Origin of the sequence: Marilutibacter chinensis, assembly GCF_021725675.1 — a bacterium.
GTDB lineage: Bacteria > Pseudomonadota > Gammaproteobacteria > Xanthomonadales > Xanthomonadaceae > Marilutibacter > Marilutibacter chinensis.
In genome coordinates, this window is record NZ_JAKJPO010000012.1 from 43,348 (window position 1) to 65,258 (window position 21,911).

Genomic DNA, 21,911 nt, shown 5'->3' on the forward strand with positions numbered 1-21,911 from the left:
GGGGGGACGTTCACCAAGCTCCGCTTGGTAAACCCCAAAACCTGCTGCGCAGGTTTCGGGCCCCGTCAATGCGCTCCCACACCCCCATTCGCGCCTGGGGCGCGAATCGCCCCCTGACTCAGGGGGCTATGGCTACATGAGCTACACGGCGTTGAGGGCCTTGCGCAGCGGGGCCAGGAAGGCTCGGGCGGCGACGGCCGGATCAGCGGCATCCGCCAGCGCCGCAACCAGGGCGCTGCCGACGACCACCCCGTCGGCCTCCTTGGCCATCGCCGCGGCACTGCGCGCGTCCTTGATCCCGAACCCGGCCACCACCGGAACCCGGCTGCGCGCGCGGATCGCCTGCAGGCGATCGTTGGCGGCGCCGGTGTCGAGGCGATCGGCTCCCGTCACGCCGACGTAGCTGACGTAGTACAGATACCCCTGCCCCTCATCGCAGAGCTGGCCGATGCGGGCTTCGGAGGTCGTCGGCGAGGCCAGCAGCACGAGCGCGAGCCCATGCGCGTCGAAACCGGTACGGAAGTCGGCCGCCTCCTCCGGCGGCAGGTCGACCAGCAGCACGCCGTCGACACCGGCCTCCGTCGCCACGCGCGCGAACGGCTCGGCGCCGCGGATCTCCACCGGGTTCAGGTACCCCATCAACACCACGGGAGTGCCGGCATCACGTTGGCGGAACTCGCGCACCACCTCCAGCACCCACGACAAGCCGGCGCCACGCGCGATCGCACGCTCCGAACTGCGCTGTATGGTCGGCCCGTCGGCCATCGGGTCGGAGAACGGCACGCCCAGCTCGATCACGTCGGCACCGGCCTCGACCAGCGCATGCATCACCGGCACCGTGGCCTCCAGCGATGGATCGCCGCCGGTGACAAAGGGAATCAGGGCCTTGCGGCCGGTGGACTTCAGGGCCTCGAACTTGCGGTCGATGCGGTTCACAGTTCGATCCCCTCGCGCGCCGCAATCGTGTGCACGTCCTTGTCGCCGCGACCTGACAGGTTGCACAGCACCAGGGCGTCCCTTGGCAGGTCGCGGGCCAGCTTGATCGCCTGTGCGATCGCGTGGCTGGACTCCAGTGCCGGCAGGATGCCCTCGCTGCGGGTCAGCCGGTGGAATGCCGCCAGCGCCTCCTCGTCGGTGACGCCGACGTACTCGGCACGGCCGGTGTCCTTGAGGAAGGCGTGTTCGGGACCGACGCCCGGGTAATCGAGGCCGGCCGACACCGAGTGGGTCTCGGTGATCTGGCCGTCGTCATCGCACAGCACGTAGGTACGGTTGCCGTGCAGCACGCCCGGCCGGCCGGCCGAGAGCGAGGCGGCATGGCGCGGGGTGTCGATGCCGTCGCCGGCGGCTTCGGCGCCGACGAGGCGCACACCCGGATCGTTGAGGAAGGCATGGAAGACGCCGATCGCGTTGCTGCCGCCGCCGACGCAGGCGGTAACCGCATCCGGCAACCGTCCGTACTCGGCCAGCATCTGCGCGCGCGCCTCGCGCCCGACCACCGCGTTGAAGTCGCGCACCATCCGCGGGTACGGATCGGGGCCGGCGACGGTGCCGATGATGTAGAAGGTGTCGTGGACGTGGGTGACCCAGTCGCGCATCGCTTCGTTGAGCGCATCCTTCAGCGTCGCCGAGCCGCTGGACACGGGTACCACCTTCGCCCCGAGCAGGGTCATCCGGTAGACGTTGATCTTCTGCCGCTCGATGTCGGTTGCGCCCATGTAGACCACGCACTCCAGGCCGAGCCGTGCGGCGACGGTCGCCGACGCCACGCCATGCTGGCCGGCGCCGGTCTCGGCGATGATCCGGGTCTTGCCCATGCGGCTGGCGAGCAGGGCCTGGCCGATCGTGTTGTTGATCTTGTGCGCGCCGGTGTGGTTCAGATCCTCGCGCTTGAGCAGGATGCGCGCGCCGCCGACCTCGCGGCTGAGCCGCTCGGCGAAGTAGATCGGGCTGGGGCGGCCGACGTAATGGGCCAGGTCGCGTTCGAAGGCGGCGATGAACTCCGGATCGGTGCGGGCCAGGTCGTAGGCCCCGGCCAGCTCCTGCAACGGGCCGATCAGGGTCTCGGCGACGAAACGGCCGCCGAAACGGCCGAAATGGCCGTTCGCGTCCGGGTAGCATGTGTAGTCGATCGCCGCGCCAGGCGCGGCATGGGGGTCGGGGGTCACCACGGGAGTTTCTCCGGAACCGGGAAGCGGCCGCGAGCCGTGTCGCGGCGGGGACGTGTCACAGCGGAAGTGCCGGCCGGACGCCGGCCGCGCATGCGCTGGCTATCGGACCGCGGCAGCAGGCACGCGTCGCCAGCGGCGAAGCGAACGGCCGAATGGAGCGGGCGGACGGCGGCGTTTCATGACGAGCCCAATCCTACATGTTTTACGGGGAAACGGCGTCCGCCTGCCGGACCGCCTCGACGAAGGCGCGCATCCGCGTCGGGTCTTTCAGCCCGGGCGACTGCTCGATGCCGCTGGAGACATCGACGCCCCAGGGCCGCGCGGTGCCGACCGCACGGGCGACGTTGCCGGCATCGAGTCCGCCGGCCAGCAGGAACGGACGGTCCAGCGTGGCCGGCAGCCGCGTCCAGTCGAAGCGCTGGCCGCCACCGCCCGGCTCTCCCGCTGCGTGACCGTCGAACAGGAAGGCCGAAGCGTGCGGAAACCCGGCCAGCCCCGTCAGTGCGCCCTGCGGACTCCCCCCCATGGCGATCGCCTTCCAGAACGGCAGACCAAACCCGGCACAGAACGCATCGGACTCGGCACCGTGGAACTGCAGGATGTCGGGGCGGACCGCATCGACGATGGATGCGACCTCCGCGGCGGTCGCATCCATCACCAGTGCGACGGTGGCCACCTGGGCCGGAATCCACGCGCGCAACGACGCCCCCGTGGCCGGCTCCAGCCGGCGCGGACTGCGCGCAGCGAACACCAGGCCGATGAAATCGACGCCGAGGCCAACTGCGAGCTCGACGTCCTCCCGTCGGGTCAGGCCGCAGAACTTTATCCGTGTACGGCCGTTGTCGCCGCGCATTTCAGGCCTCGTCCGTATCCGCCGGCCCCGGTGCCGGACCGGTGAGGGTCACCTCGGCCGGCAGACCGCATCCGGGGGAATACAACGGGCGCAGGAACATCAGGCCGCTGGGAGGCGCGGTCGGCCCGGCGACGGTGCGGTCGCGCCCCGCCAGCAGTTCGGCGATCCAGCCCTCCGGTTTCTCGCCACGGCCAACCACCAGCAGGCTGCCGACGATGTTGCGGACCTGATGGTGCAGGAACGCATTGGCCTGCACCTCAATGTCGACGATCTCGCCATCCCGGCGCACGCTGATCTCGTGCAGGTTGCGGCGCGCATGCGGCGCCTGGCAGTGGACGGTGCGGAACGCGGAAAAGTCGTGCTCGCCGAGCAGCGCCTGGGCCGCGCGGTGCATCGCCGCGGCGTCCAGCGGGCGCCGCTCCCAGCCCAGATAGTCGCGCATCAGTGCCGGACGCACCGGCCGGTTGACCAGCCGGTAGCGATAGCGACGCGCGCGCGCCGAGAAGCGGGCATGGAAGTCCGGGGCCACCGGTACGCACCAGCGGACACAGACCTCCGGCGGCAATCGGGTCGTGGTGCCGAGTACCCACCCTCGCGGATCGCGCCTGACCGGCGCGTCGAAATGGATCACCTGCGCCTGAGCATGGACCCCGGCATCGGTGCGGCCCGCGCATACGGTCGCAACCGGTTGCCCGGCAACGAAACCGAGTGCGTCCTCGACCGTTTCCTGCACGGTCCGCTCCGGGCGCGCGCCCTCTTCGCCGGCACGGGTCAGCCGCTGCCACCCGGAGAACGCCGAGCCGTCGTACTCGATCGCCAACGCCAGCCGCTCGATCCGGGCCGGCGCCTGCCCACCCTCATCCACGGCCGCGGTACCGCAGGCCGCTCATTCCAGCTCGCGCAGCATCTGCATCGCCTGCTGGCGCGCGGCCAGGTCACCATGCAGGCGCACCTCGGCCAGCAACTGACGCGCGCTATCGCGATCGCCGAGCGCGATGTACGCGCGGGCCAGTTCGAGACGCTCGTTGCCACCGCCGGTTCCGGCCCCGTCGGCGGCCGTGACCACCGGCGCGTGCGCAGCCTGGCTTTCGGACGAGGCGGTATGCCAGGCCGGAGGCCGATCGCCCGCATCGCCGTCGGCAATGACCACGGCCGGAACGGCCTCGTCGATCCCGTCGTCGACCGGTCCTGCCGCTTGCGGGGAGACCGGCCCGGCTTCGTCCTCGTCTCCGCTCGCGGCCGGTGCAGCGACGGCGCCACCGGCGAACGCATCCGCAAGCGACGGCCGCCGCTCGCCACGGCTCTCGTCTGGCGCACGGAACACCGGCCGGGCATTGCGCTGGCGCAGCGCCCAACCGCCGGCAAGCGCCGCCAGCAGCAGGCCGAAGCCACCGAACAGCCACGGCATCGCCGTTCCCTGCTCGGTCGCGGGCTGCGCCTGCGCCGACTGCGCAAGCCGCTGCTGCACTTCGGCCAGTTCGCTGTCCTTCAGTTCGAGCAGCTTCTGCTGCTGTTGCTGCAGTTGCTCCAGCTCCGCGAGCCGCGCCTTCATCTCGGCCAGTTCGGCCTCGCGGGCCGCGAGGGTTTCCTGCGCCTGCTGGGTATCCTGTCGAAGCATGTTCCCCTCGCCTCCGGCGCTGATGCCGGACTGGTTGCCTGCCTGGGCCGCGTCGCTCGCACCCGGCGGCACGATCTCGAGCCGTGCATCGGCCACCGCTGCGTTCTGCGCCGCTGCCGACGCGGGCGCCGGCTCGCCGACGCGACCCGCATCCGCCGGCTGCGGCACGGTCGCCGCCGGCTGCCGCCATTGGCGGGTCTGCTCGCGGACCAGCGCGTTGGCGTCGGCAGGATCGAACGCGGCCATCGCCGCCGCATCGGGGATCCGCAGCACCGCACCGGACTTGACCCGATGGATGTTGCCGCCGATGAACGCCTCCGGATTGGCCTGCAGCAACGCCGCCATCCGCTGGTTGAGGCTGAGCCCGCGGGCGCCGTCGATCCGGCTGGCGATCTGCGACAGCGTATCGCCGCTACCCACCTCGTAGCTGTCGCCGTCGATCCGGCGCACCGGACGCGCAACCGCGACCGGCCGCGGCTCGGCCGGGACCTGATCTTCGGCGACCGTCCCCTCCGTCGGGACGGCGTCGCCGGACGCGGAGGGAGCGGATGCCGTGCCGGCAGGGTTTTCGTTCGCGGGGACCACCGGCTCGCGAACGATCGCGTTCGACGGCGCGGCAACCGGCGCCTCGATCGGCGGCTGCGCCGGCGCCGACACGGTGCGCGGCGTATCCAGCAGCGCCGAATACTCTCGGACCAGCCGTCCCTGCCCCCAGTCGACCTCGACCAGGAAAGTCAGCGCGGCCTGGTTGACCGGCTGCGCGCTGGTGACCCGTACCACGGGATTGCCGGCATTGTCGAGACCGACCATGAAGCGCAGGTCCGACACCACGCCCTGCGGCGGCTCCAGGCCGACCCGGGCGAAGGTCTCCGGAGACGCCAGTCGCGCCTGCAGACGCTCCAGTTCGGCCGGGTCGCTGGAAATGATCGGGATCTCGGCCAGCAACGGCTGATCCACGCGCGACCGCACCACGATCTCGCCCAGACCCAGCGCCGCCGCCGAACCGCTGGCCACGACCAGCGCGAGCGCCAATGCACTGCGTGCCAACGCACAACGCGCGAACTGCTTCACAAGAGCACCTGTTTCGTCTCCCCCGGACTGCCGACTCTAGCCGCCGCCGCCCTTGCCATGCAATGCGGCGGTGGAACCGTTCAGCTCTCCGCCGCGACCAGCTCGGCCAGTTGCACCGCGTTCAGCGCCGCGCCCTTGCGGATGTTGTCGGACACGATCCACAGGTTGAGTCCGCGCGGATGCGACAGGTCCTCGCGGATGCGGCCGACGTAGACCGCGTCGTTGCCCGAAGCATGGGTGACCGGGGTCGGGTAACCGCCTGGCTTGCGTTCGTCGACGACCTCGACGCCCGGCGCCGCCGCCAGCAGTTCGCGCGCCAGCTCGGGTGTGATCTTCTCGACGGTCTCTATCGCCACCGCCTCGGAGTGGCCGTAGAACACCGGCACCCGGACCGCTGTCGGGTTCACCATGATCGAGTCGTCACCGAGGATCTTGCGGGTCTCCCACACCAGCTTCATCTCCTCCTTGGTGAAGCCGTTTTCCTGGAAGTCGTCGATGTGCGGGATCAGGTTGAAGGCGATCTGCACCGGGAAGCGCTCCGGCTCCGGATCCTTGAAGTTCAGCAGCGCGCCGGTCTGGCGGCCGAGCTCCTCCATCGCCGAACGTCCGCCGCCGGACACCGACTGGTAGGTGGCGACATTGATGCGCTCGATCTTCGAATGGCGATGCAGCGGCGCCAGCGCGACCAGCATCTGCATCGTCGAGCAGTTCGGGTTGGCGATGATCCCGCGCGGGCGGTTGGCGACCTGCTCCGGGTTGACCTCGGACACCACCAGCGGCACGTCGTCGTCGTAGCGGAACGCCGAGGAGTTGTCGATCACCACCGCACCGGCAGCGGCGAACTTCGGTGCGTATTCCTTCGACACGCCGCCACCGGCGGAGAACAGCGCGATGTCGACGCCGGCGGGATCAAAGTTCGCCAGGTCCTGGACGACATGCTCTTCGCCGCGGTACTCGATGGTTCCGCCGGCCGAGCGCTCGCTGGCGAGCACGTGCAGTTGCCCGACCGGGAAGCGACGCTCGGCGAGGATCGCCAGCATGGCCTCGCCGACCGCACCGGTGGCGCCGACGACGGCGACGTTGAAGCGACGTTGTGCGCCGCCAACGGACGTGTTGCTTGTGGACGCGTTGCTCATGGGATGGATTCTTCGGATGTGGGGTCTGGAATGGAAACGTTCGCGTGCGGGCTGGATTCGGGGAACTTCCGGGATTCTCCGCCACCGGGCTGCCCGTGGCGGGGTCGCGAAGGTTCCCTATCGTTTAACCGTGATTTTTCCGGCGACCGCATCGGCGTTGACCGGCGTCGGCGGGTCGCCGGCACGCGGACCATACCCCAGCGCGGCAATCAGGTTGTCCACCGCCAGCGCCACCATCGCGCGCCGGGTGGCGCGGCTGGCGCTGGCGATATGCGGGGCCAACACCACGTTGCGCAGCGCCAGCAGTTCCGGGCGCACCCGCGGCTCGCCCTCGTACACGTCCAGCCCGGCCGCGGCGAGGCGGCCATTGGCGAGTGCATCGGCCAGGGCCAGCTCGTCGACCACGCCGCCGCGGGCGACGTTCACCAGGGTCGCGGTCGGCTTCATCTTCGCCAGCGCGGCGGCGTCGATAATGTGATGGGTGACCGGCGAATACGGCAGCACCAGCACCAGGTGGTCCGAGTTCGCCAGCAGCGCGTCGAAGTCGACATGCTCGGCGCGGCACTCGCGCTCGGTTGCCTCGGGCAGGCGGCTGCGGTTGTGGTACAGCACACGCATGCCGAAGCCGAGCGCGCGGCGAGCGATGCCCTGTCCGATCCGGCCCATGCCGAGGATGCCCAGGGTACTGCCATGCAGGTCGGCGCCCAGCAGGGTGTCGAACGACCAGCGCTGCCACTGGCCTTCGCGCAGCCAGCGCTCGGCCTCGGTGACGCGGCGCGCGGCCGCCATCAGCAGGGCGAAGCCGAAGTCGGCGGTGGTCTCGGTCAGCACGTCCGGCGTGTTGGTGACCAGCACGCCGGCCGAACCCAGCACGGGCACGTCGAGGTTGTCGTAACCGACGCCGACGTTGGCGACCGCGCGCAGGCGCGCGGCGCCGGCGATCTCGGTCGCGCCAATCCGTTCGACCAGGGTGACGAGCGCACCGTCCACATCGCGCAGATTCGATGCGACCTGCCCGGGCGCGTAGACACCGGCCTCGGGCACGGCCGTGCGCAGCACATCGAAGTGCTCGTCCAGGCGGTCGGTGACGTCCTCGAACAGTGGACGCGACAGCCATACCCGAGGTCGCGGCTCAGCCATCGCCTTCGACCGGGCCGGGCGGAATGCGCGGCGTGACTTCGCCGATGTCGCCGCACTGGGCGCGGTGGATCAGGGCCTGGTCCATCAGCACCAGCGCGACCATCGCCTCGCAGATCGGAGTCGCACGGATGCCGACGCAGGGGTCGTGGCGGCCGGTGGTGACCACCTCGACGACTTCGCCATGGATGTCGAGCCCGTCGACCGGAATGCGCAGGCTCGAGGTCGGCTTGAACGCGACCGAGCAGCGCACGGCCTGTCCGGTACTGATCCCACCGAGCACGCCGCCGGCGTGATTGGACTCGAAGCCGTCCGGCCTCATCACGTCGCGGTGCTCGCTGCCGCGTTGCGCGACCGAGGCGAAACCGTCACCGACCTCCACGCCCTTGACCGCGTTGATGCTCATCAACGCCGCGGCCAGCATGCCGTCGAGCTTGCCGTAGATCGGCGCGCCCCAGCCCGGCGGCACGCCCTCGGCGATCACGTCCACGCGCGCGCCGACCGAGTCGCCGGACTTGCGCAGCGCGTCCATGTAGGCCTCCAGCGCGGGCACCTGTGCGGCGTGCGGCCAGAAGAACGGGTTGTCCTCGACCACCGACAGGTCGCAACCTTCCGGAGTGACCTCGCCCAGCTGCGACAGCCAGCCCCGGACACGGATGCCGTGGCGCTCGGCCAGCCACTTCTTCGCGATCACACCGGCCGCCACCCGCATCGTGGTCTCGCGCGCCGAGGACCGGCCGCCGCCGCGCGGATCGCGCACGCCGTATTTCTGCCAATAGACGTAATCGGCATGGCCTGGGCGGAACTGATCGGCGATCCGGCCATAGTCCTTGCTGCGCGCGTCGGTGTTGCGGATCAACAACGCCACCGGCGTACCGGTGGTCATGCCTTCGTAGACGCCGGACAGGATCTCGACCTCGTCGGCCTCGCGGCGCGCCGACGTGTGCCGGGTGCGTCCCGTGGCGCGTCGCTCCAGGTCCTGACGGAAATCCTCCGGCGCGATCGCGATGCCCGGCGGCAGGCCGTCGATCACGCAGCCGATGGCCGGCCCATGGCTCTCACCGAAGGTGGTGACCGTCAGGAGCTTGCCGAAGCTGTTGCTGGACACGGGATCGGGTTACCGGGATGGAGGAAGGAGCAGGACTCTATCAATGCCAACTGGTTGCTGCAGGAACTTCCTTGGCCACGGATCGGCGCCACTCATCCGCGCTCATCGGCCAGTGCCTTGATCCGCTCGTGGTGCTCGACCAGGTCGGCCCGCTCGACCACGAAGATGCCCATCTGCCCGACCTTGAACTCGACCCAGGCCATCGGCAGCTCCGGCAGCAGTTCGACCAGCGCACGCTCCGCCTCGCCGACCTCGCAGATCAGCAGGCCCTGCCCGCTCAGGTGGGCGGGCGCGTCGCGCATGATCTTCAGTGCCAGGTCGAGACCGTCGTGGCCGGCGCGCAGGCCGAGCTCGGGCTCGTGCGCATACTCCTCCGGCAACGCGTCGGTCTCGTCGTTGGTGACGTAAGGGGGGTTGGTGACGATCAGGTCGTAGATCTCGCCGTCGAGCGTGGAGAACAGGTCGGACCTGCGGAACTCGACATTGTCCGCGCGCAGCCGCGCCTTGTTCTCGGCGGCCAGCGACAGCGCGTCGTCGCTGATGTCGATGCCATGCACTTCCCAGTCCGGATGGTAATGGCCGGTCGCGATGGCAATGCAGCCCGAGCCGGTGCACAGGTCGAGTGCGCGACGGACCTCGCGACCGCCGAGCCAGGGCTCGAAGCCGGCCTCGATCAGCTCGGCGATCGGCGAGCGCGGCACCAGCGCGCGCGGGTCGGACTTGAAGCTCAGGCCCGCGAACCATGCTTCGCCGGTCAGGTAGGCCGCCGGGATGCGTTCGCGGATGCGGCGCCCGAACAGTGCCAGCACCTTCGCCTTCTCGGCCGTGGTCACCCGCGACTGGCCGTAGACCGGGCTGAGGTCGTGCGGCATGTGCAGCGCGTGCAGCACCAGCTGGGTCGCCTCGTCGAGCGCATTGTCGTAGCTGTGCCCGAAGGTCAGGCCCGCCTCGGCGAACAGGCTGCCGCCGTGGCGGATCAGGTCGACGATCGTCAGCTGCTCGAACGTGGCCGCTTCGGGGCCGGCGCTCGCCGGGTCGGCGCTCAGGGGCGGGCTTGCGGGCATGTTCACGGCGGGTCGTGGGGAGGCCGGGGATTATAGCCGCCGCCGTGCGCGCATGGCCGGTATCATGCACCGCAACCGCCAGCCGGATCGATCATGTTCAACCGTACCACCGCCTACATCCTGGTCATCGCCCTCGCCGCCGGTCTCGGCCTGTGGGCGGCGATGCGCTTCTTCGGCCCCCACGAAGCGCCGGTGCCGGAGCTGCAGAGCGTGCGGCTGTTCCAGCCCGCGCGTGCGCTGCCGGACTTCGAGCTGACCCAGTCCGATGGCACCGCGCTGGAAGCCTCCGAGCTCCGGGGCCACTGGACCGCGGTGTTCCTCGGCTTCACCCACTGCCCCGACGTCTGCCCGACCACGCTGGCCGAGCTGGCACGCGCGCAGAAGCGCTGGGAAACGATTCCCGAGGCGAGCCGGCCACGGGTGCTGTTCGTCTCGGTCGACCCGGAGCGCGATACGCCCGAACTGATCGGCCGGTATGCCCATGCCTTCCACAAGGACACGCTGGCCGCGACCGGCAGCCTGCCGGCGCTGGAATCCTTCGCCAAGTCGCTGAGCATGGTGTTTGCGAAGGTGCCGCCGCCGGAGGGTGTGCCCGCCGACCGGTACCTGATCGAGCACAGCGCGACGATCGCGGTACTCGATCCCCAGGGCCGGATGGCCGGCCTGATCCGTCCGCCACTGGAACCGGAGAAGATCGCCGCCGACCTGCAGGCGCTGAGCGGGGCCTCCGCTCCATGAGCCTGGCCACCGCGCTGACCTACGTCCTGCCGCACCGCCTGCTGTCGTCGCTCGCGCGGGCGCTGGCGTACTCGGACAACCCGCGCCTCAAGCAGTGGCTGATCGACACGGTCACGCGCAAGTTCGGCGTCGACCTGTCCGAAGCCGCGCAGCCGGATCCGACCGTCTACCCGACCTTCAACAGCTTCTTCACCCGCGCGCTCCGCCCTGGCGCGCGCATGCCCGATCCGGATCCGGATGCGCTGCTGATGCCGGCCGACGGCCGCATCAGCCAGTGCGGCAAGATCGACGGCGAGGGCCGCATCTTCCAGGCCAAGGGGCAGTCCTTCACCGCAGCCGAACTGCTCGCCAGCGACGCCGCCGCGGCCGCGGCCGCCTTCAATGGTGGGACCTTCGCGACTGTCTACCTGTCGCCGCGCGACTATCACCGCGTGCACATGCCGTGGACCGGCACGCTGCGCGAAACCGTGCACGTGCCGGGGCGGCTGTTCAGCGTCGGGCCGGCCGCGGTCCGCAACGTGCCGCGGCTGTTCGCCCGCAACGAACGGCTGGTCTGCCACTTCGACACCGACTTCGGGCCGATGGCCTCGGTGATGGTCGGCGCGCTGCTGGTCTCCGGCGTGGAGACGGTCTGGAGCGGCGAAGAGATCCCGGCCTACGCCGATATCGTCACCCGCAAGGACTACCGCGGGCACGACATCCGCCTCGAACGCTTCGAGGAGATGGCCCGCTTCAACTACGGTTCGACGGTGATCGTGCTGCTGCCGCCCGGTGTGGCCGAGCTGGCGCCCGGCCTGGCGGCGGAAACGCCGGTGCGGCTGGGCCAGCGCCTGGCGAGCCGGACCTGACCGGCCCGCGGCTGCCCCCGCCACCCGGCAAGAGGCGTTGCATGCGCTGGCGCCGCACTCAGTGGACGCCTTGCGCGGCCATGCCGGAACGCGCTATCAGCGCCTGCGCAAGCCAGTAGCTGGCCAGCACCGCGACGGTCGACGCCGGAAGTGGCGCGACGAAGCGATCGAACGCCAGGGTCGCGTCCGAGACCACGAAACACAGGCCGCCCAGCGCGGCGAAACCGGCCGCGGGGCCGCAGCCCCGTCGCCACGCGACCGCCGCGGTCGACGCCATCGCGACCAGCACCGCGACATAGGCCACGACGGGAATCCGCATCGCCGTCGGCAGGTGCGGCCACAGCGTTACCAGCATTGCCATGGCGACGGCGGCATAGGCCGGCCAGGGCCAGATCGGGCCGCGGCTGCCGGCCACCAGGCGGAGCCGGAACGCCGACCAGTAGGCCAGGTGCGCGAGCAGGAAAGCCCCCAGCCCTGCGATGAAGCAGGCGTCGCCGGAGAACATCAGGAAGACGTCGCCGACGGCCGACATCAGCAATCCCGCCAGCAGGCGGCGCGGATACCCATCGCCCGCAGCAGCGCGGCAACGCCACAGGCAGGCGGCGATCAGAAGGGTCGTCAACGGCTTGAACAGATAGTGCAGCGCGGGCTCGCCGGTCGCGGCACCGGCCATCGCGAGGGCGGCGCTGCCGGCGACCGCCGCCCAGACCGGCAGGGGAACGACGGAGCGCGACCGGCGGACATCCTGTCCCGCAGCGGCGTTCACCCGTCGCAACCCTCCAGGCTCAGCTGCTGTCCGGGACGGATCGTGTAGCGCGGCGGGCGGATGTTGTTCGTGCGCGCCAGCTGGCCGGTGCCGCACGAGAACTTGCGCGCGATCGAGGTCAGGGTCTCGCCGCGCTGCACTTTGTAAACGCGGGGGCGTACGCCCCCGTCCGAGGCGGCCGGCGCCGCTGCAACGGGAGTCACCGCGCCGGTACGCACGATCGCGCGGTCGGGATCGCTGAGCACCAGGGTGCGGGCCAGTTCGGCCCGGGCGCCGCGGCTGCACCAGCGGTTGTACAGGCCGGCGATGCGGGTGGTGGCATTGAGGACGGTTCCGGACGGCAGCACGCTGTCGGCCTCGTAGCGTGGATTCAGGTTGCGCAGCGCCCGCATGTAGCCATCGCGGGTGCCGCCGTTGCCGAGGCAGATCGTCAACTGGTAGATCGAACTCGGCTGCGACAGCGTCAGCGCCGCCGGCCGTGGATCGACCTTGGGGAACTCGATGCCGTACTGCTTCGGGTGCAGGAACAGCCAGGCCGCCGCGATCACCATCGGCACGTAGTCGCGGGTCTCGGCAGGAAACTCGTTGTAGACCGCCTCGTCCCAGAAGTCCTTGCCGGGATGCGCCTGATGGATCCGGCGTGCGCGCCCCTCGCCGCCGTTGTAGGCGGCCAGCGCCAGCTCGATGTTGCGGTTGAGCTCGCCCATGCGCTCGTTCAGGTACCGGACGCTCGCCTCGGATGCCGCATATGGATCGAAGCGGGTGTCGAAGCCGTGACTGTCCTTGCCCAGGCCGAAGCGCTGGCCGGTCGCGTACATGAACTGCATCGGCCCGGCCGCACCCGCGCGCGAACGCGCATGCACCTTGCCGTTGGATTCCTTGGCCATGATCCCGAACAACAGCGCCTCGGGCAGGCCGGCGCGCTCGTAGTGCGGCCACATCAGGTGGCGCATGTACTGGTAGTTCTCGTAGCTGTTCATCAGCGACGGCCGCATGTCGGTCAGCCAACGGCGGATGCCGGCCTGCACCGCCGGGTTGTACTTGACCATCTCGTCGAAGCGGTGACGGCGGTCATCGAGCAGCGCGGCGGCACGGGCGGCTTCCGGCACGTCGGCGGCGAACGGATCGGATTCGCCCTGGGCCAGGTCGACATGATCGGGATCGGCGTCATCCGGACCGTGCTCGCCCGCGAACGGTTCCTGCGCGTCGGTGTTGAGCTTGAGCAGGCGCTTGTAGGTCGCCAGCAGCGTGGTCGGCGAGCAGCCGCGCTGCTTCGCGCAGTCGGCCATCGCATCCTCCATGTCCTCCAGCGCCTCGTCGCCGAGGCGAGTGCCTTCCGGATCGGCATTGCCGGCCATCACCATCGCCTCACGGTATTTCGCCTCGGCCGCCAGCATGCGCTGGCCGATGCCATCGACCGCTGCCTGGTCACGACGCGACAACGCGGCGGCATCGACCGGCAGCAGCAGGGCGATGAAGACGGCCGGCGACAGCGCCGGAAGGATGGCGCGGGCGGACACGCGGCCAGGCAGGAAAGCGGACAGGGACATGAATGACGATGAATGAAAAACGAACGCGCAGGGTAGCCTCAGCGCGTTCGAGACCACAACCGCTCCTAGACCCATGGCTTCGCCCAACTGCGCAGAGTGCATGAACAGGCTCTAGAATCGCGATCAACCTGAACGGAGTCGAGCATGGACCCTATCCTCATCGGCAAGGCCATCACCACCCCCGACGCACTCGCGGACAACCGCGGCCACGTGGTGCTGCAGCCGCGACTCGGCAATCGCCACGGCCTGATCGCCGGCGCGACCGGCACCGGCAAGTCGGTCACGCTGATGGTGATCGCCGAGGGTTTCTCGCGCATCGGCGTGCCGGTGTTCATGGCCGACGTGAAGGGCGACATCGCCGGACTCGCGGTGCCTGGCGCGATGAACGACAAACTGCAGGAGCGGATCGACCGGATCGGCATCGACGGGTACACCAACGAAGGCTGTCCGACAGTGTTCTGGGACCTGTTCGGCCAGCTCGGGCATCCGGTCCGCACCACCGTCAGCGAGATGGGGCCGACCCTGCTCGCCCGGATCCTCGAACTCAACGACACCCAGTCGGGCGTGCTCGACATCGTGTTCCGGCTCGCCGACGACCGCGGTCTGCTGCTGCTCGACCTGGAGGACCTGCGCGCACTGCTCAACCTGATCGCCGAGGAGCGCAAGGAGGTCTCGACCGCCTATGGCCTGGTCAGCGCACCGTCCATCGGCGCGATCCAGCGCGCCCTGCTGCGCCTGGAGGGCGAAGGCGCCGGGCTGTTCTTCGGTGAGCCGGCGCTCGACCTCGCCGATCTGATGCGGACCACCACCGACGGCCGTGGCATCGTCAACCTGCTCGCCGCCGACAAGCTGATCCTGAAGCCGCGGCTGTATTCGAGCTTCCTGCTGTGGCTGCTGTCGGAGCTGTTCGAGCAGTTGCCGGAGGTCGGCGACCTCGACAAGCCCAAGCTGGTGTTCGTCTTCGACGAGGCCCACCTGCTGTTCGACGACGCGCCGCCGGCGCTGCGCCAGCGGGTCGAACAGGTGGTCCGGATCATCCGTTCCAAGGGCGTGGGCGTGTACTTCTGCTCGCAGTTCCCCGATGACGTGCCCGACGAGATGCTCGGCCAGCTCGGCAATCGCGTGCAGCACGCGCTCCGGGCCTACACTCCGCGCGACCAGAAGGCGGTCCGGACCGCGGCCGAAACCTTCGTCGCCAATCCCGCGCTGGACGTGGTCGAGACGATCTCCAGGCTCGGTACCGGCGAGGCGCTGGTCTCGACCCTGCAGGACAAGGGCATCCCGATGCCGGTCGAACACACCCTGATCTGTCCGCCGCGCTGCCGGATGGGCGCGATCACCGAGGCCGAGCGCGCCCGGGTCCGCGCCGGCAGCCCGGTGGGCGCCAAGTACGACACGCCGGTCGACCGCGAATCGGCGGCCGAGATGCTCGCGGCCAAGGCCCAGGCCGCGGCCGAACAGGCGAAGGCGCCGCCGGCTCGCAGCCGCGCGGACGACGACGCGGAGGAAGGCGGCTTCGGCCAGGCGGTCAAGGATGCGGTGTTCGGCACCAAGCGCCGACAGGGCATGGTCGAAACGATGGCCAAGCAGACGGCGCGGACCATCGGCAGCCGGATCGGCCAGCAGATCGTGCGCGGCCTGCTCGGCAGCCTGCTCGGCGGCAAGCGCTGAGGACTGTTCGATGCCCCCGGATCATCTGCGCAAAGCCGTGAAGGGATTCGACGCCACGCTTTCGACGGCGTTCAGCACGGCACTGCCACTTTCACGTCCCTGACGAGCCACTCCCGACGGCATGCTCCAACGGCCTGCCCGAAACGCCCACCCGACCACAAGGAGTCCACGGATGCGCCGCTTTTCTCTCGTCCTGATCGGCACGACCGCCGCCACGCTGCTGCTGGCTGCCTGCCAGAAACAACCCGAGCCGGCCACCGACGCCGCGACTGCACCCGCGCCTGCGGCGACTGCGGAGCCCGCCCCGGCGGCCGATACCGCAACCATCGCCGCGATCGACACCAAGGCCCTGCCCGGCGAGTTCAGCGGTACCCTCCCCTGCGCGAGCTGTCCCGGCATCGACACGCGTCTGCAGCTCGCGCCCGACGGCACGTTCAAGCTCGACGAGCGCTACCAGGACCAGGCCGACGGCGATTTCAGCCTGAGCGGCACCTGGACCGTCGAGGGCGAACCCGCCGAAGGCGAGCGCCTGCGCCTGGATCCCGACAGCAAGAGCGACGACGACCGCGTGTACCGGCTGGTGTCGGTCGACGAACTGCGCCTGCTCGACACCGAAGGCAAGGACATCGAAAGCGCGCTGGACTACGGCCTCCGGCGCGCGCCTGCAGCCGACGCGCCCGTCGCGGAATAACGCATCGCGATGGGTCGCTGGCGTCCACCGCCCGAGCGCAGTACCGCGCTGATCACCCGCGAAGGCCACGACCGCCTCAAGGCCGAGCTGGACGAGCTGTGGCGCGTCCGTCGGCCCGAGGTCGTGCAGGCGCTGGCCGCCGCCGCGGCCGAGGGCGACCGGTCGGAAAATGCCGAGTACACCTACCGCAAGAAGCAACTGGGCGAGATCGACCGTCGCGTGCGCTACCTGAGCAAACGGCTGCCGTCGCTGAAGGTCGTCGACGCGGCACCGGGCGATCCGCAGGCCGTGTTCTTCGGTGCCCGGGTGGAGATAGAACACCTGGGCAACGGCGAATGCCGGAGCTACCGGATCGTCGGTCCCGACGAGACCGACGCCGGTCGCGGCTGGATCAGCATCGATTCGCCGTTGGCGCGGGCGATGCTGAAGAAGCGGCTCGACGACGAGTTCGACGCGCAACTGCCCGGTGGAGCGGCCCGTTACGCGATCGTCGCGATCGGATACGGCGAAGACGACCGCGGCTGACGCTGTCGCTCATCCGGCGCGCCGGCCCCGTCGACGTGTGTCACCGCGCTCCGGTGGACGGATGCAACGGCGGCACGAATCGTTTCACACTCCACGCATAGGTCGCGCCCATCGCCGCGCCCGCGACCAGATGGATCAACGCGGTGACCCAGTGCCGCATCTCGACGAACCACGGGAACAGGTAGGTGAAGCCGTAGTAGTTCACCGCGTACAACAGCACACCGAACGCGGCGCCCAGCACGGTGTCGGTGAGCAGCGAGCGCCCCTTGGCGAAGAACGCGAACACCAGCGCGTACGCCAGCGACAGGATGAAGTGGACCACCAGCGCGGCGGCAACCGCCCCCGACTCGAACGTGTCCGGCGGCGGCAGTACCGCGTGTCCCATCGTGATCGCCGCGATCATCCGCATCGGCACCCAGCTGCTCAGCCCCATCAGCAACGGCGTCAGCAGCAGTTCCAGCGCCAGGAAGACGATGCCGGCGGCAATGCCGGCGAACACCACGGCCTGCATCGAGATGTGCGCGCCGGGTACGGTCAGGTGGAAATCGTGTGCGTGCTTGTGGGCATGGTCGGTGATGGTGCCAGGCATAGCCCCTCCTCGCGCAGCCCCAAGCATCCGGTCAGGCGCGGGTGCCAGGCCGTTCATAGCCGGCAGCTTGCGCTGCATGCATGCAAGCATATCTCCCGTTATCGCGCCGTCGAGGCCGGCGCGAGGTATCTTGCGTACGTTCAGGGCCTGCCTGTTCATGGTCCGGCCGCCGGGGGCGTCCCGGACGACCAGCCGGAGGCTCTCCGCTGACGGAGAGCATTCCGGCAGCCTTTTCCGACGCCGTACCATCCGTCAGTTGCCGTTGGAGCCGATGTGGACGTGCCTCTCACCCTGCAGGGCCTGTTGACCGCGATCTCGATCGGCCTGCTGATCGGGGTGATCCGCGAACGCCATCACGCGCCCGACGACATCGCCGTCGCCGGCGTGCGCACCCACGCCCTGGCCGCGCTCGCCGCCGCGGTCGCCGCGACGATCGGGGCGCCGGTCCTCATCGTCCTGCTGCTGGCGATCGCCGCCTATGCCGTCGCCAGCTACCTGCACACGCGCGCGGCCGACCCGGGACTGACCGGCGAGGTCGCCCTGCTGGTCACGCCGCTGCTGGCCGCGCTGGCCCAGTATTCGCCGCCATGGGCGGCCGGGCTCGCGGTCGTCGCCGCGCTCCTGCTGTTCGCCAAGCAACCGCTGCAGCGCTTCGCACGCCGGCTGATCGCCGAACAGGAACTGCACGACGGGCTGCTGCTGGCCGCCGCGGCGCTGGTGGTGCTGCCGCTGCTGCCGGACACTCCGGTCGACCCCTGGGGCGTGCTGGTGCCGTCGGCGCTGTGGCGGATCGTGGTACTGGTGATGGGCGTCGGCATGCTCGGCCACATCGCGCTGCGGCTGATCGACGCACGCTGGGGATTGCCGATCGCCGGTTTCTTCTCCGGGTTCGCCTCCTCGACCGCCGCCGTCGCCGGCTTCGGCCAGCGCTCGCGCCAGCACCCGTCGCATGCGGCTCCGGCCGCATCCGCGGCCCTGCTCGCCAACCTCGCCTCGTTGCTGCTGTTCGCCGGCATCGTCGGCACGGTCGCGCCGGGCCTGCTGCGAGCCAGTGCCTGGCCGCTGGCAGCGGCGGCGGCGGCGCTGGTGGCGACGGCGGCCTATGGCGTGTTCCGGCCGGGCGGTTCCGACGAACTGCCTCCAGCCCGGGGCGAGCGCGCGTTCCGGATCGGCCATGCGCTGCTGCTGGGGCTGCTGATCAGCGTCGTGCTGTTGCTGTCGGCGTGGTTGCGCAGCCTGTTCGGCGATGCCGGCGCGGTGGTCGCGGCCATGCTGGTCGCGCTGGCCGAGCAGCATGCCGCCGCGGCCAGCGTGGCCCAGCTCGCCCACGGCGGCGGGCTGACTCTCGAACATGCGCGCCTCGGTCTGGCCGGACTGCTGGTGTCGGCGGCGCTCGCCAAGAGCGTGCTGGCATTCGCCAGCGGCACCCGCGCCTACGCGCTGCAGGTGACCGGCGGCATGGCTGCGATGTCGATCGCCGCGGCGCTGCTGGCCTGGTTGTCGAATTGAAAGCTGTCGGACTGAAAGTTGCCGGGTCGAAACCGAACGCGTGAACCCTCAGTCGTCGAACGCGACCTCGCCGTAGAGGTCATGCTCGTCGCTGCCCAGGATCTCGACATCGACGAACTCGCCCGGCTTCAGGCCGGCCTCGAAGCCGTTCTGGATCTGCACCAGACCGTCGATCTCGGGCGCATCGGCCATCGAGCGGGCGATCGCGAGCTCGCCGTCGATCGCGTCGACCAGACAGCGCTGGACGGTACCGACCTTGGCTTCCAGCCTCGCGGTGGAGATGTCAGCCTGCAGCTCCATGAAGCGCGCCAGCCGCTCCTGCTTGAGCTCCTCCGGCACAGGATCCGGCAGGCCGTTGGCGGCGGCACCCTCGACCGGCGAATAGGCGAACGCGCCGACGCGGTCGAGCTGCGCCTCTTCGAGGAAGTCCAGCAACTGCTCGAACTCGCCGTCGGTCTCGCCGGGGAAGCCGACGATGAAGGTGCTGCGGATCGTGATGTCCGGACAGATCTCGCGCCAGCGCCGGATCCGCTCCAGGGTCCTGTCGACCGCACCGGGACGCTTCATCAACTTGAGGATGCGCGGATTGGCATGCTGGAACGGGATGTCCAGGTACGGCAGCAGCCTGCGCATGCCGTCCGGCCCCGTCTCGGCCATCAGGGGAATCACGTCGTCTACGTGCGGATATGGATATACGTAGTGCAGACGGGTCCAGATGCCCAGCTCCGACAGTCCCTCGCACAGCGCCTTCATCCGGGTCTGCCAGGCACGGCCACGCCATTCGCGCTCGGCGTAGCGCAGGTCGACGCCGTAGGCGGAGGTGTCCTGCGAGATCACCAGCAGCTCCCTGACCCCGCCCATCGCGAGCTTCTCGGCTTCGCGCAGGACTTGGTCGACGGGGCGCGAGACGAGGTCGCCGCGCATCGACGGGATGATGCAGAAGCTGCAGCGGTGGTTGCAGCCTTCGGAAATCTTCAGATAAGCGTAGTGCTTCGGCGTCAGCTTGATGCCGACGTCGGCCGCCTCGTCGGAGTGCCGCCGCGGCACCAGATCGACGAACGGATCGTGTTTCGGCGGCAGCGCGCTGTGCACCGCGCTCATCACGCTGGCATAGTCCTGGGGACCGCTGATCGAAAGCACGCCCGGGTGGGCCTCGCGGATCACCTCCTCGCGCTTGCCCAGGCAGCCGGTGACGATCACCTTGCCGTTCTCCGCCATCGCTTCGCCGATCGCGTCCAGCGACTCGGCCACCGCCGAGTCGATGAAGCCGCAGGTGTTCACCACCACCACGTCGGCATCGTCGTAGCTCGGCACCAGGTCGTATCCTTCGACCTTCAACTGGGTCAGGATGCGTTCTGAATCAACGAGGGCCTTCGGGCAGCCAAGGCTGACGAAACCCACCCTGGGGCTGGCGGACTTGGCGATGGGCTGGGTCATGCTGGTAACCGGGAGCGGAGGGGTCCCGCACGCCGGGCGCGTCGGCATGCGGCGGGGCGCGGATTATAGCGCCGGGGCCCGCCTCCCCGGCGCCTTCCGGGTTCGCACGGCCGAGCCGGAAGATGCGGGGACCACGGAATCGCCGGTCGATCCGGAAGCGCCGCGCGTGATGGAGGGCGTTGACGGATCGAACACGCAAGTGCCTGATCCAGCGCAGCCTGAACAGGTCCGGGACGGAACCCTCCAGACCTTCCTTAGAATCTGTTCCATGCGTACCGCCTGAACCCCACTCCTGAACGGAGGCCCCGCAATGGCACACTGGATCGACCTCGACACCGCCCACGGCCCGATCGCCGGCTGGCGCGCCGACCCCACCGGAGAGCCGAAGGGCGGGATCGTGGTGCTGCAGGAGATCTTCGGCGTCAACAGCCACATCCGCAGCATCGCCGGGCGCCTGGCCGACGTCGGCTACACCGCGCTGGCGCCTGCCTTGTTCGACCTGGTCGAACGCGGCGTCGAGCTCGACTACGACGACGCCGGGATCGCCCGCGGCCGCGAGCTGGTCGGCGCGCTCGGCATCGAGCGGGCGGTCGAATGCGCCGGTGCCGCCGCCGACCTGCTGCAGTCCGAAGGACTGCGTACCGGGGCGGTCGGCTTCTGCTGGGGCGGCACCCTCGCCTTTCTCGCCGATACCCGGCTCGGCCTGCCGGCGGTCAGCTACTACGGCGCGCGAAGCGTACCGTTCCTCGACGAACCGCTGCGCGCGCCGATGATGTTCCACTTCGGCGAGCACGATGCCAGCATCCCGCCGGAAGCGGTCCAGGCGCACCGCGACAAGCAGCCCGGCGCCCGCATCCACGTCTACGACGCCGGCCACGGCTTCAACTGCGACCGGCGCCACGACTACGTGCCCGAGGCCGCTGCCGCGGCCTGGCCGCGCACCCTGGATTTCTTCGAGGAAAACCTGCGATGAGCACGCAGCCCAGACACACGGGGTCCGACTGGCATCTGGATCCGCAACTGGCCGAAGACACCCATCCGGTCGCCCATCTCGGCCTGAGCGAGCTGCGCCTGATGGACGACGCCAATCACCCGTGGCTGATCCTCGTGCCGCGGGTCGCCGACGCGGTGGAACTGACCGACCTGCGCGCCGCGGACCGGGCCGCGCTGACCCGCGAGATCGACACGGTCAGCCGCGTGCTGCAGGCGGAATTCAAGCCCGACAAGCTCAACGTGGCCGCGCTCGGCAACGTGGTCGCGCAGTTGCACGTGCACGTGATCGCCCGCTTCCGCGACGACATCGCCTGGCCCCGGCCGGTCTGGGGCACCGCCGCCGCACGCCCGTACACCCCCGAGGAGCTGGTCGCCCGCGTGGGCCGGCTCGGCCGCGCCCTGGGCGTGTGAGAGCCGCCGCCACAGAACCGGATCG

The 21,911-nt window shown here is 69.9% G+C and carries 21 protein-coding genes; 8 read left to right on the forward strand and 13 right to left on the reverse strand.

What is annotated here, in order from left to right; genetic code table 11:
* Positions 1 to 141: 141 nt before the first annotated feature.
* The 9 genes from trpA to prmB form a co-directional block, all read right to left on the reverse strand.
* The gene (gene trpA / locus L3V18_RS15445; RefSeq protein WP_237056060.1) at positions 142 to 936 is read right to left on the reverse strand and encodes a tryptophan synthase subunit alpha; all 795 of its coding nucleotides are present in this window, start codon (positions 934 to 936) and stop codon (positions 142 to 144) included.
* Positions 933 to 2,132 (reverse strand): tryptophan synthase subunit beta, encoded by a 1,200-nt coding sequence (gene trpB, locus L3V18_RS15450; protein WP_237056122.1) that lies wholly within the window; start codon positions 2,130 to 2,132, stop codon positions 933 to 935. The genes trpA and trpB overlap by 4 nt, the downstream gene beginning before the upstream one ends.
* 241 nt (positions 2,133 to 2,373) lie before the next feature.
* Positions 2,374 to 3,024 carry a phosphoribosylanthranilate isomerase gene (locus L3V18_RS15455; protein ID WP_237056061.1) on the reverse strand — a complete coding sequence of 217 codons (651 nt, stop codon included), beginning with the start codon at positions 3,022 to 3,024 and terminating at the stop codon, positions 2,374 to 2,376.
* Position 3,025: 1 nt separating this feature from the next.
* Positions 3,026 to 3,859: a tRNA pseudouridine(38-40) synthase TruA gene (gene truA, locus L3V18_RS15460; protein WP_237056124.1), complete on the reverse strand. Its 834-nt coding sequence runs from the start codon at positions 3,857 to 3,859 to the stop codon at positions 3,026 to 3,028.
* A 51-nt stretch (positions 3,860 to 3,910) separates the two neighbouring features.
* A complete protein-coding gene (locus L3V18_RS15465; protein ID WP_237056062.1) occupies positions 3,911 to 5,713 on the reverse strand; it encodes a FimV/HubP family polar landmark protein in 1,803 nt (600 codons plus the stop codon).
* Positions 5,714 to 5,793: 80 nt separating this feature from the next.
* Positions 5,794 to 6,849, reverse strand: coding sequence for an aspartate-semialdehyde dehydrogenase (locus L3V18_RS15470; RefSeq protein ID WP_237056063.1), 1,056 nt, complete (start codon positions 6,847 to 6,849; stop codon positions 5,794 to 5,796).
* Between the two features lie 117 nt (positions 6,850 to 6,966).
* Positions 6,967 to 7,989 (reverse strand): 2-hydroxyacid dehydrogenase, encoded by a 1,023-nt coding sequence (locus L3V18_RS15475; RefSeq protein WP_237056064.1) that lies wholly within the window; start codon positions 7,987 to 7,989, stop codon positions 6,967 to 6,969.
* Positions 7,982 to 9,094 (reverse strand): chorismate synthase, encoded by a 1,113-nt coding sequence (gene aroC, locus L3V18_RS15480; RefSeq protein ID WP_237056065.1) that lies wholly within the window; start codon positions 9,092 to 9,094, stop codon positions 7,982 to 7,984. Before aroC ends, L3V18_RS15475 begins: the two co-directional genes overlap by 8 nt.
* A 92-nt stretch (positions 9,095 to 9,186) precedes the next feature.
* Positions 9,187 to 10,158: a 50S ribosomal protein L3 N(5)-glutamine methyltransferase gene (gene prmB, locus L3V18_RS15485; RefSeq protein WP_255784041.1), complete on the reverse strand. Its 972-nt coding sequence runs from the start codon at positions 10,156 to 10,158 to the stop codon at positions 9,187 to 9,189.
* A 93-nt stretch (positions 10,159 to 10,251) separates the two neighbouring features.
* On the opposite strand from prmB, the gene L3V18_RS15490 reads away from it, so the two are divergent.
* The gene (locus tag L3V18_RS15490) at positions 10,252 to 10,896 is read left to right on the forward strand and encodes an SCO family protein (RefSeq protein WP_237056067.1); all 645 of its coding nucleotides are present in this window, start codon (positions 10,252 to 10,254) and stop codon (positions 10,894 to 10,896) included.
* Positions 10,893 to 11,744: an archaetidylserine decarboxylase gene (gene asd / locus L3V18_RS15495; protein WP_237056068.1), complete on the forward strand. Its 852-nt coding sequence runs from the start codon at positions 10,893 to 10,895 to the stop codon at positions 11,742 to 11,744. The genes L3V18_RS15490 and asd overlap by 4 nt, the downstream gene beginning before the upstream one ends.
* Positions 11,745 to 11,802: 58 nt before the next feature.
* Here asd and L3V18_RS15500 read toward each other — a convergent pair whose 3' ends face one another.
* On the reverse strand, positions 11,803 to 12,510 hold the full coding sequence (locus tag L3V18_RS15500; RefSeq protein WP_343226348.1) for a lysoplasmalogenase: 708 nt from the start codon (positions 12,508 to 12,510) through the stop codon (positions 11,803 to 11,805).
* The gene (locus L3V18_RS15505; protein WP_237056070.1) at positions 12,507 to 14,060 is read right to left on the reverse strand and encodes a transglycosylase SLT domain-containing protein; all 1,554 of its coding nucleotides are present in this window, start codon (positions 14,058 to 14,060) and stop codon (positions 12,507 to 12,509) included. Before L3V18_RS15505 ends, L3V18_RS15500 begins: the two co-directional genes overlap by 4 nt.
* A 144-nt stretch (positions 14,061 to 14,204) precedes the next feature.
* Between L3V18_RS15505 and L3V18_RS15510 the strand changes: the two genes are divergently transcribed.
* The 3 genes from L3V18_RS15510 to greB all read left to right on the forward strand — a co-directional run bounded on the left by L3V18_RS15510 (position 14,205) and on the right by greB (position 16,947).
* Positions 14,205 to 15,731: a helicase HerA-like domain-containing protein gene (locus L3V18_RS15510; protein ID WP_237056072.1), complete on the forward strand. Its 1,527-nt coding sequence runs from the start codon at positions 14,205 to 14,207 to the stop codon at positions 15,729 to 15,731.
* 172 nt (positions 15,732 to 15,903) lie between these two features.
* On the forward strand, positions 15,904 to 16,422 hold the full coding sequence (locus L3V18_RS15515) for a copper resistance protein NlpE (RefSeq protein WP_237056074.1): 519 nt from the start codon (positions 15,904 to 15,906) through the stop codon (positions 16,420 to 16,422).
* A gap of 9 nt (positions 16,423 to 16,431) precedes the next feature.
* Complete coding sequence (gene greB / locus L3V18_RS15520) at positions 16,432 to 16,947, forward strand: transcription elongation factor GreB (protein ID WP_237056075.1); 516 nt, start codon at positions 16,432 to 16,434, stop codon at positions 16,945 to 16,947.
* A 40-nt stretch (positions 16,948 to 16,987) separates the two neighbouring features.
* Here greB and L3V18_RS15525 read toward each other — a convergent pair whose 3' ends face one another.
* Positions 16,988 to 17,536: a hypothetical protein gene (locus L3V18_RS15525; RefSeq protein ID WP_237056076.1), complete on the reverse strand. Its 549-nt coding sequence runs from the start codon at positions 17,534 to 17,536 to the stop codon at positions 16,988 to 16,990.
* A 279-nt stretch (positions 17,537 to 17,815) separates the two neighbouring features.
* Here L3V18_RS15525 and L3V18_RS15530 point away from each other — a divergent pair, with 279 nt between their 5' ends.
* Positions 17,816 to 19,045, forward strand: a complete 1,230-nt coding sequence (locus tag L3V18_RS15530) for a DUF4010 domain-containing protein (RefSeq protein ID WP_237056077.1) — start codon at positions 17,816 to 17,818, stop codon at positions 19,043 to 19,045.
* A gap of 48 nt (positions 19,046 to 19,093) precedes the next feature.
* On the opposite strand, the gene rimO is transcribed toward L3V18_RS15530, so the two are convergent.
* Complete coding sequence (gene rimO, locus L3V18_RS15535; RefSeq protein ID WP_237056078.1) at positions 19,094 to 20,482, reverse strand: 30S ribosomal protein S12 methylthiotransferase RimO; 1,389 nt, start codon at positions 20,480 to 20,482, stop codon at positions 19,094 to 19,096.
* 310 nt (positions 20,483 to 20,792) lie between these two features.
* Between rimO and L3V18_RS15540 the strand changes: the two genes are divergently transcribed.
* Together L3V18_RS15540 and L3V18_RS15545 are read left to right on the forward strand one after the other, a co-directional pair.
* The gene (locus L3V18_RS15540) at positions 20,793 to 21,455 is read left to right on the forward strand and encodes a dienelactone hydrolase family protein (protein ID WP_237056079.1); all 663 of its coding nucleotides are present in this window, start codon (positions 20,793 to 20,795) and stop codon (positions 21,453 to 21,455) included.
* The gene (locus L3V18_RS15545) at positions 21,452 to 21,886 is read left to right on the forward strand and encodes an HIT domain-containing protein (RefSeq protein ID WP_237056080.1); all 435 of its coding nucleotides are present in this window, start codon (positions 21,452 to 21,454) and stop codon (positions 21,884 to 21,886) included. Before L3V18_RS15540 ends, L3V18_RS15545 begins: the two co-directional genes overlap by 4 nt.
* Positions 21,887 to 21,911: the final 25 nt, after the last annotated feature.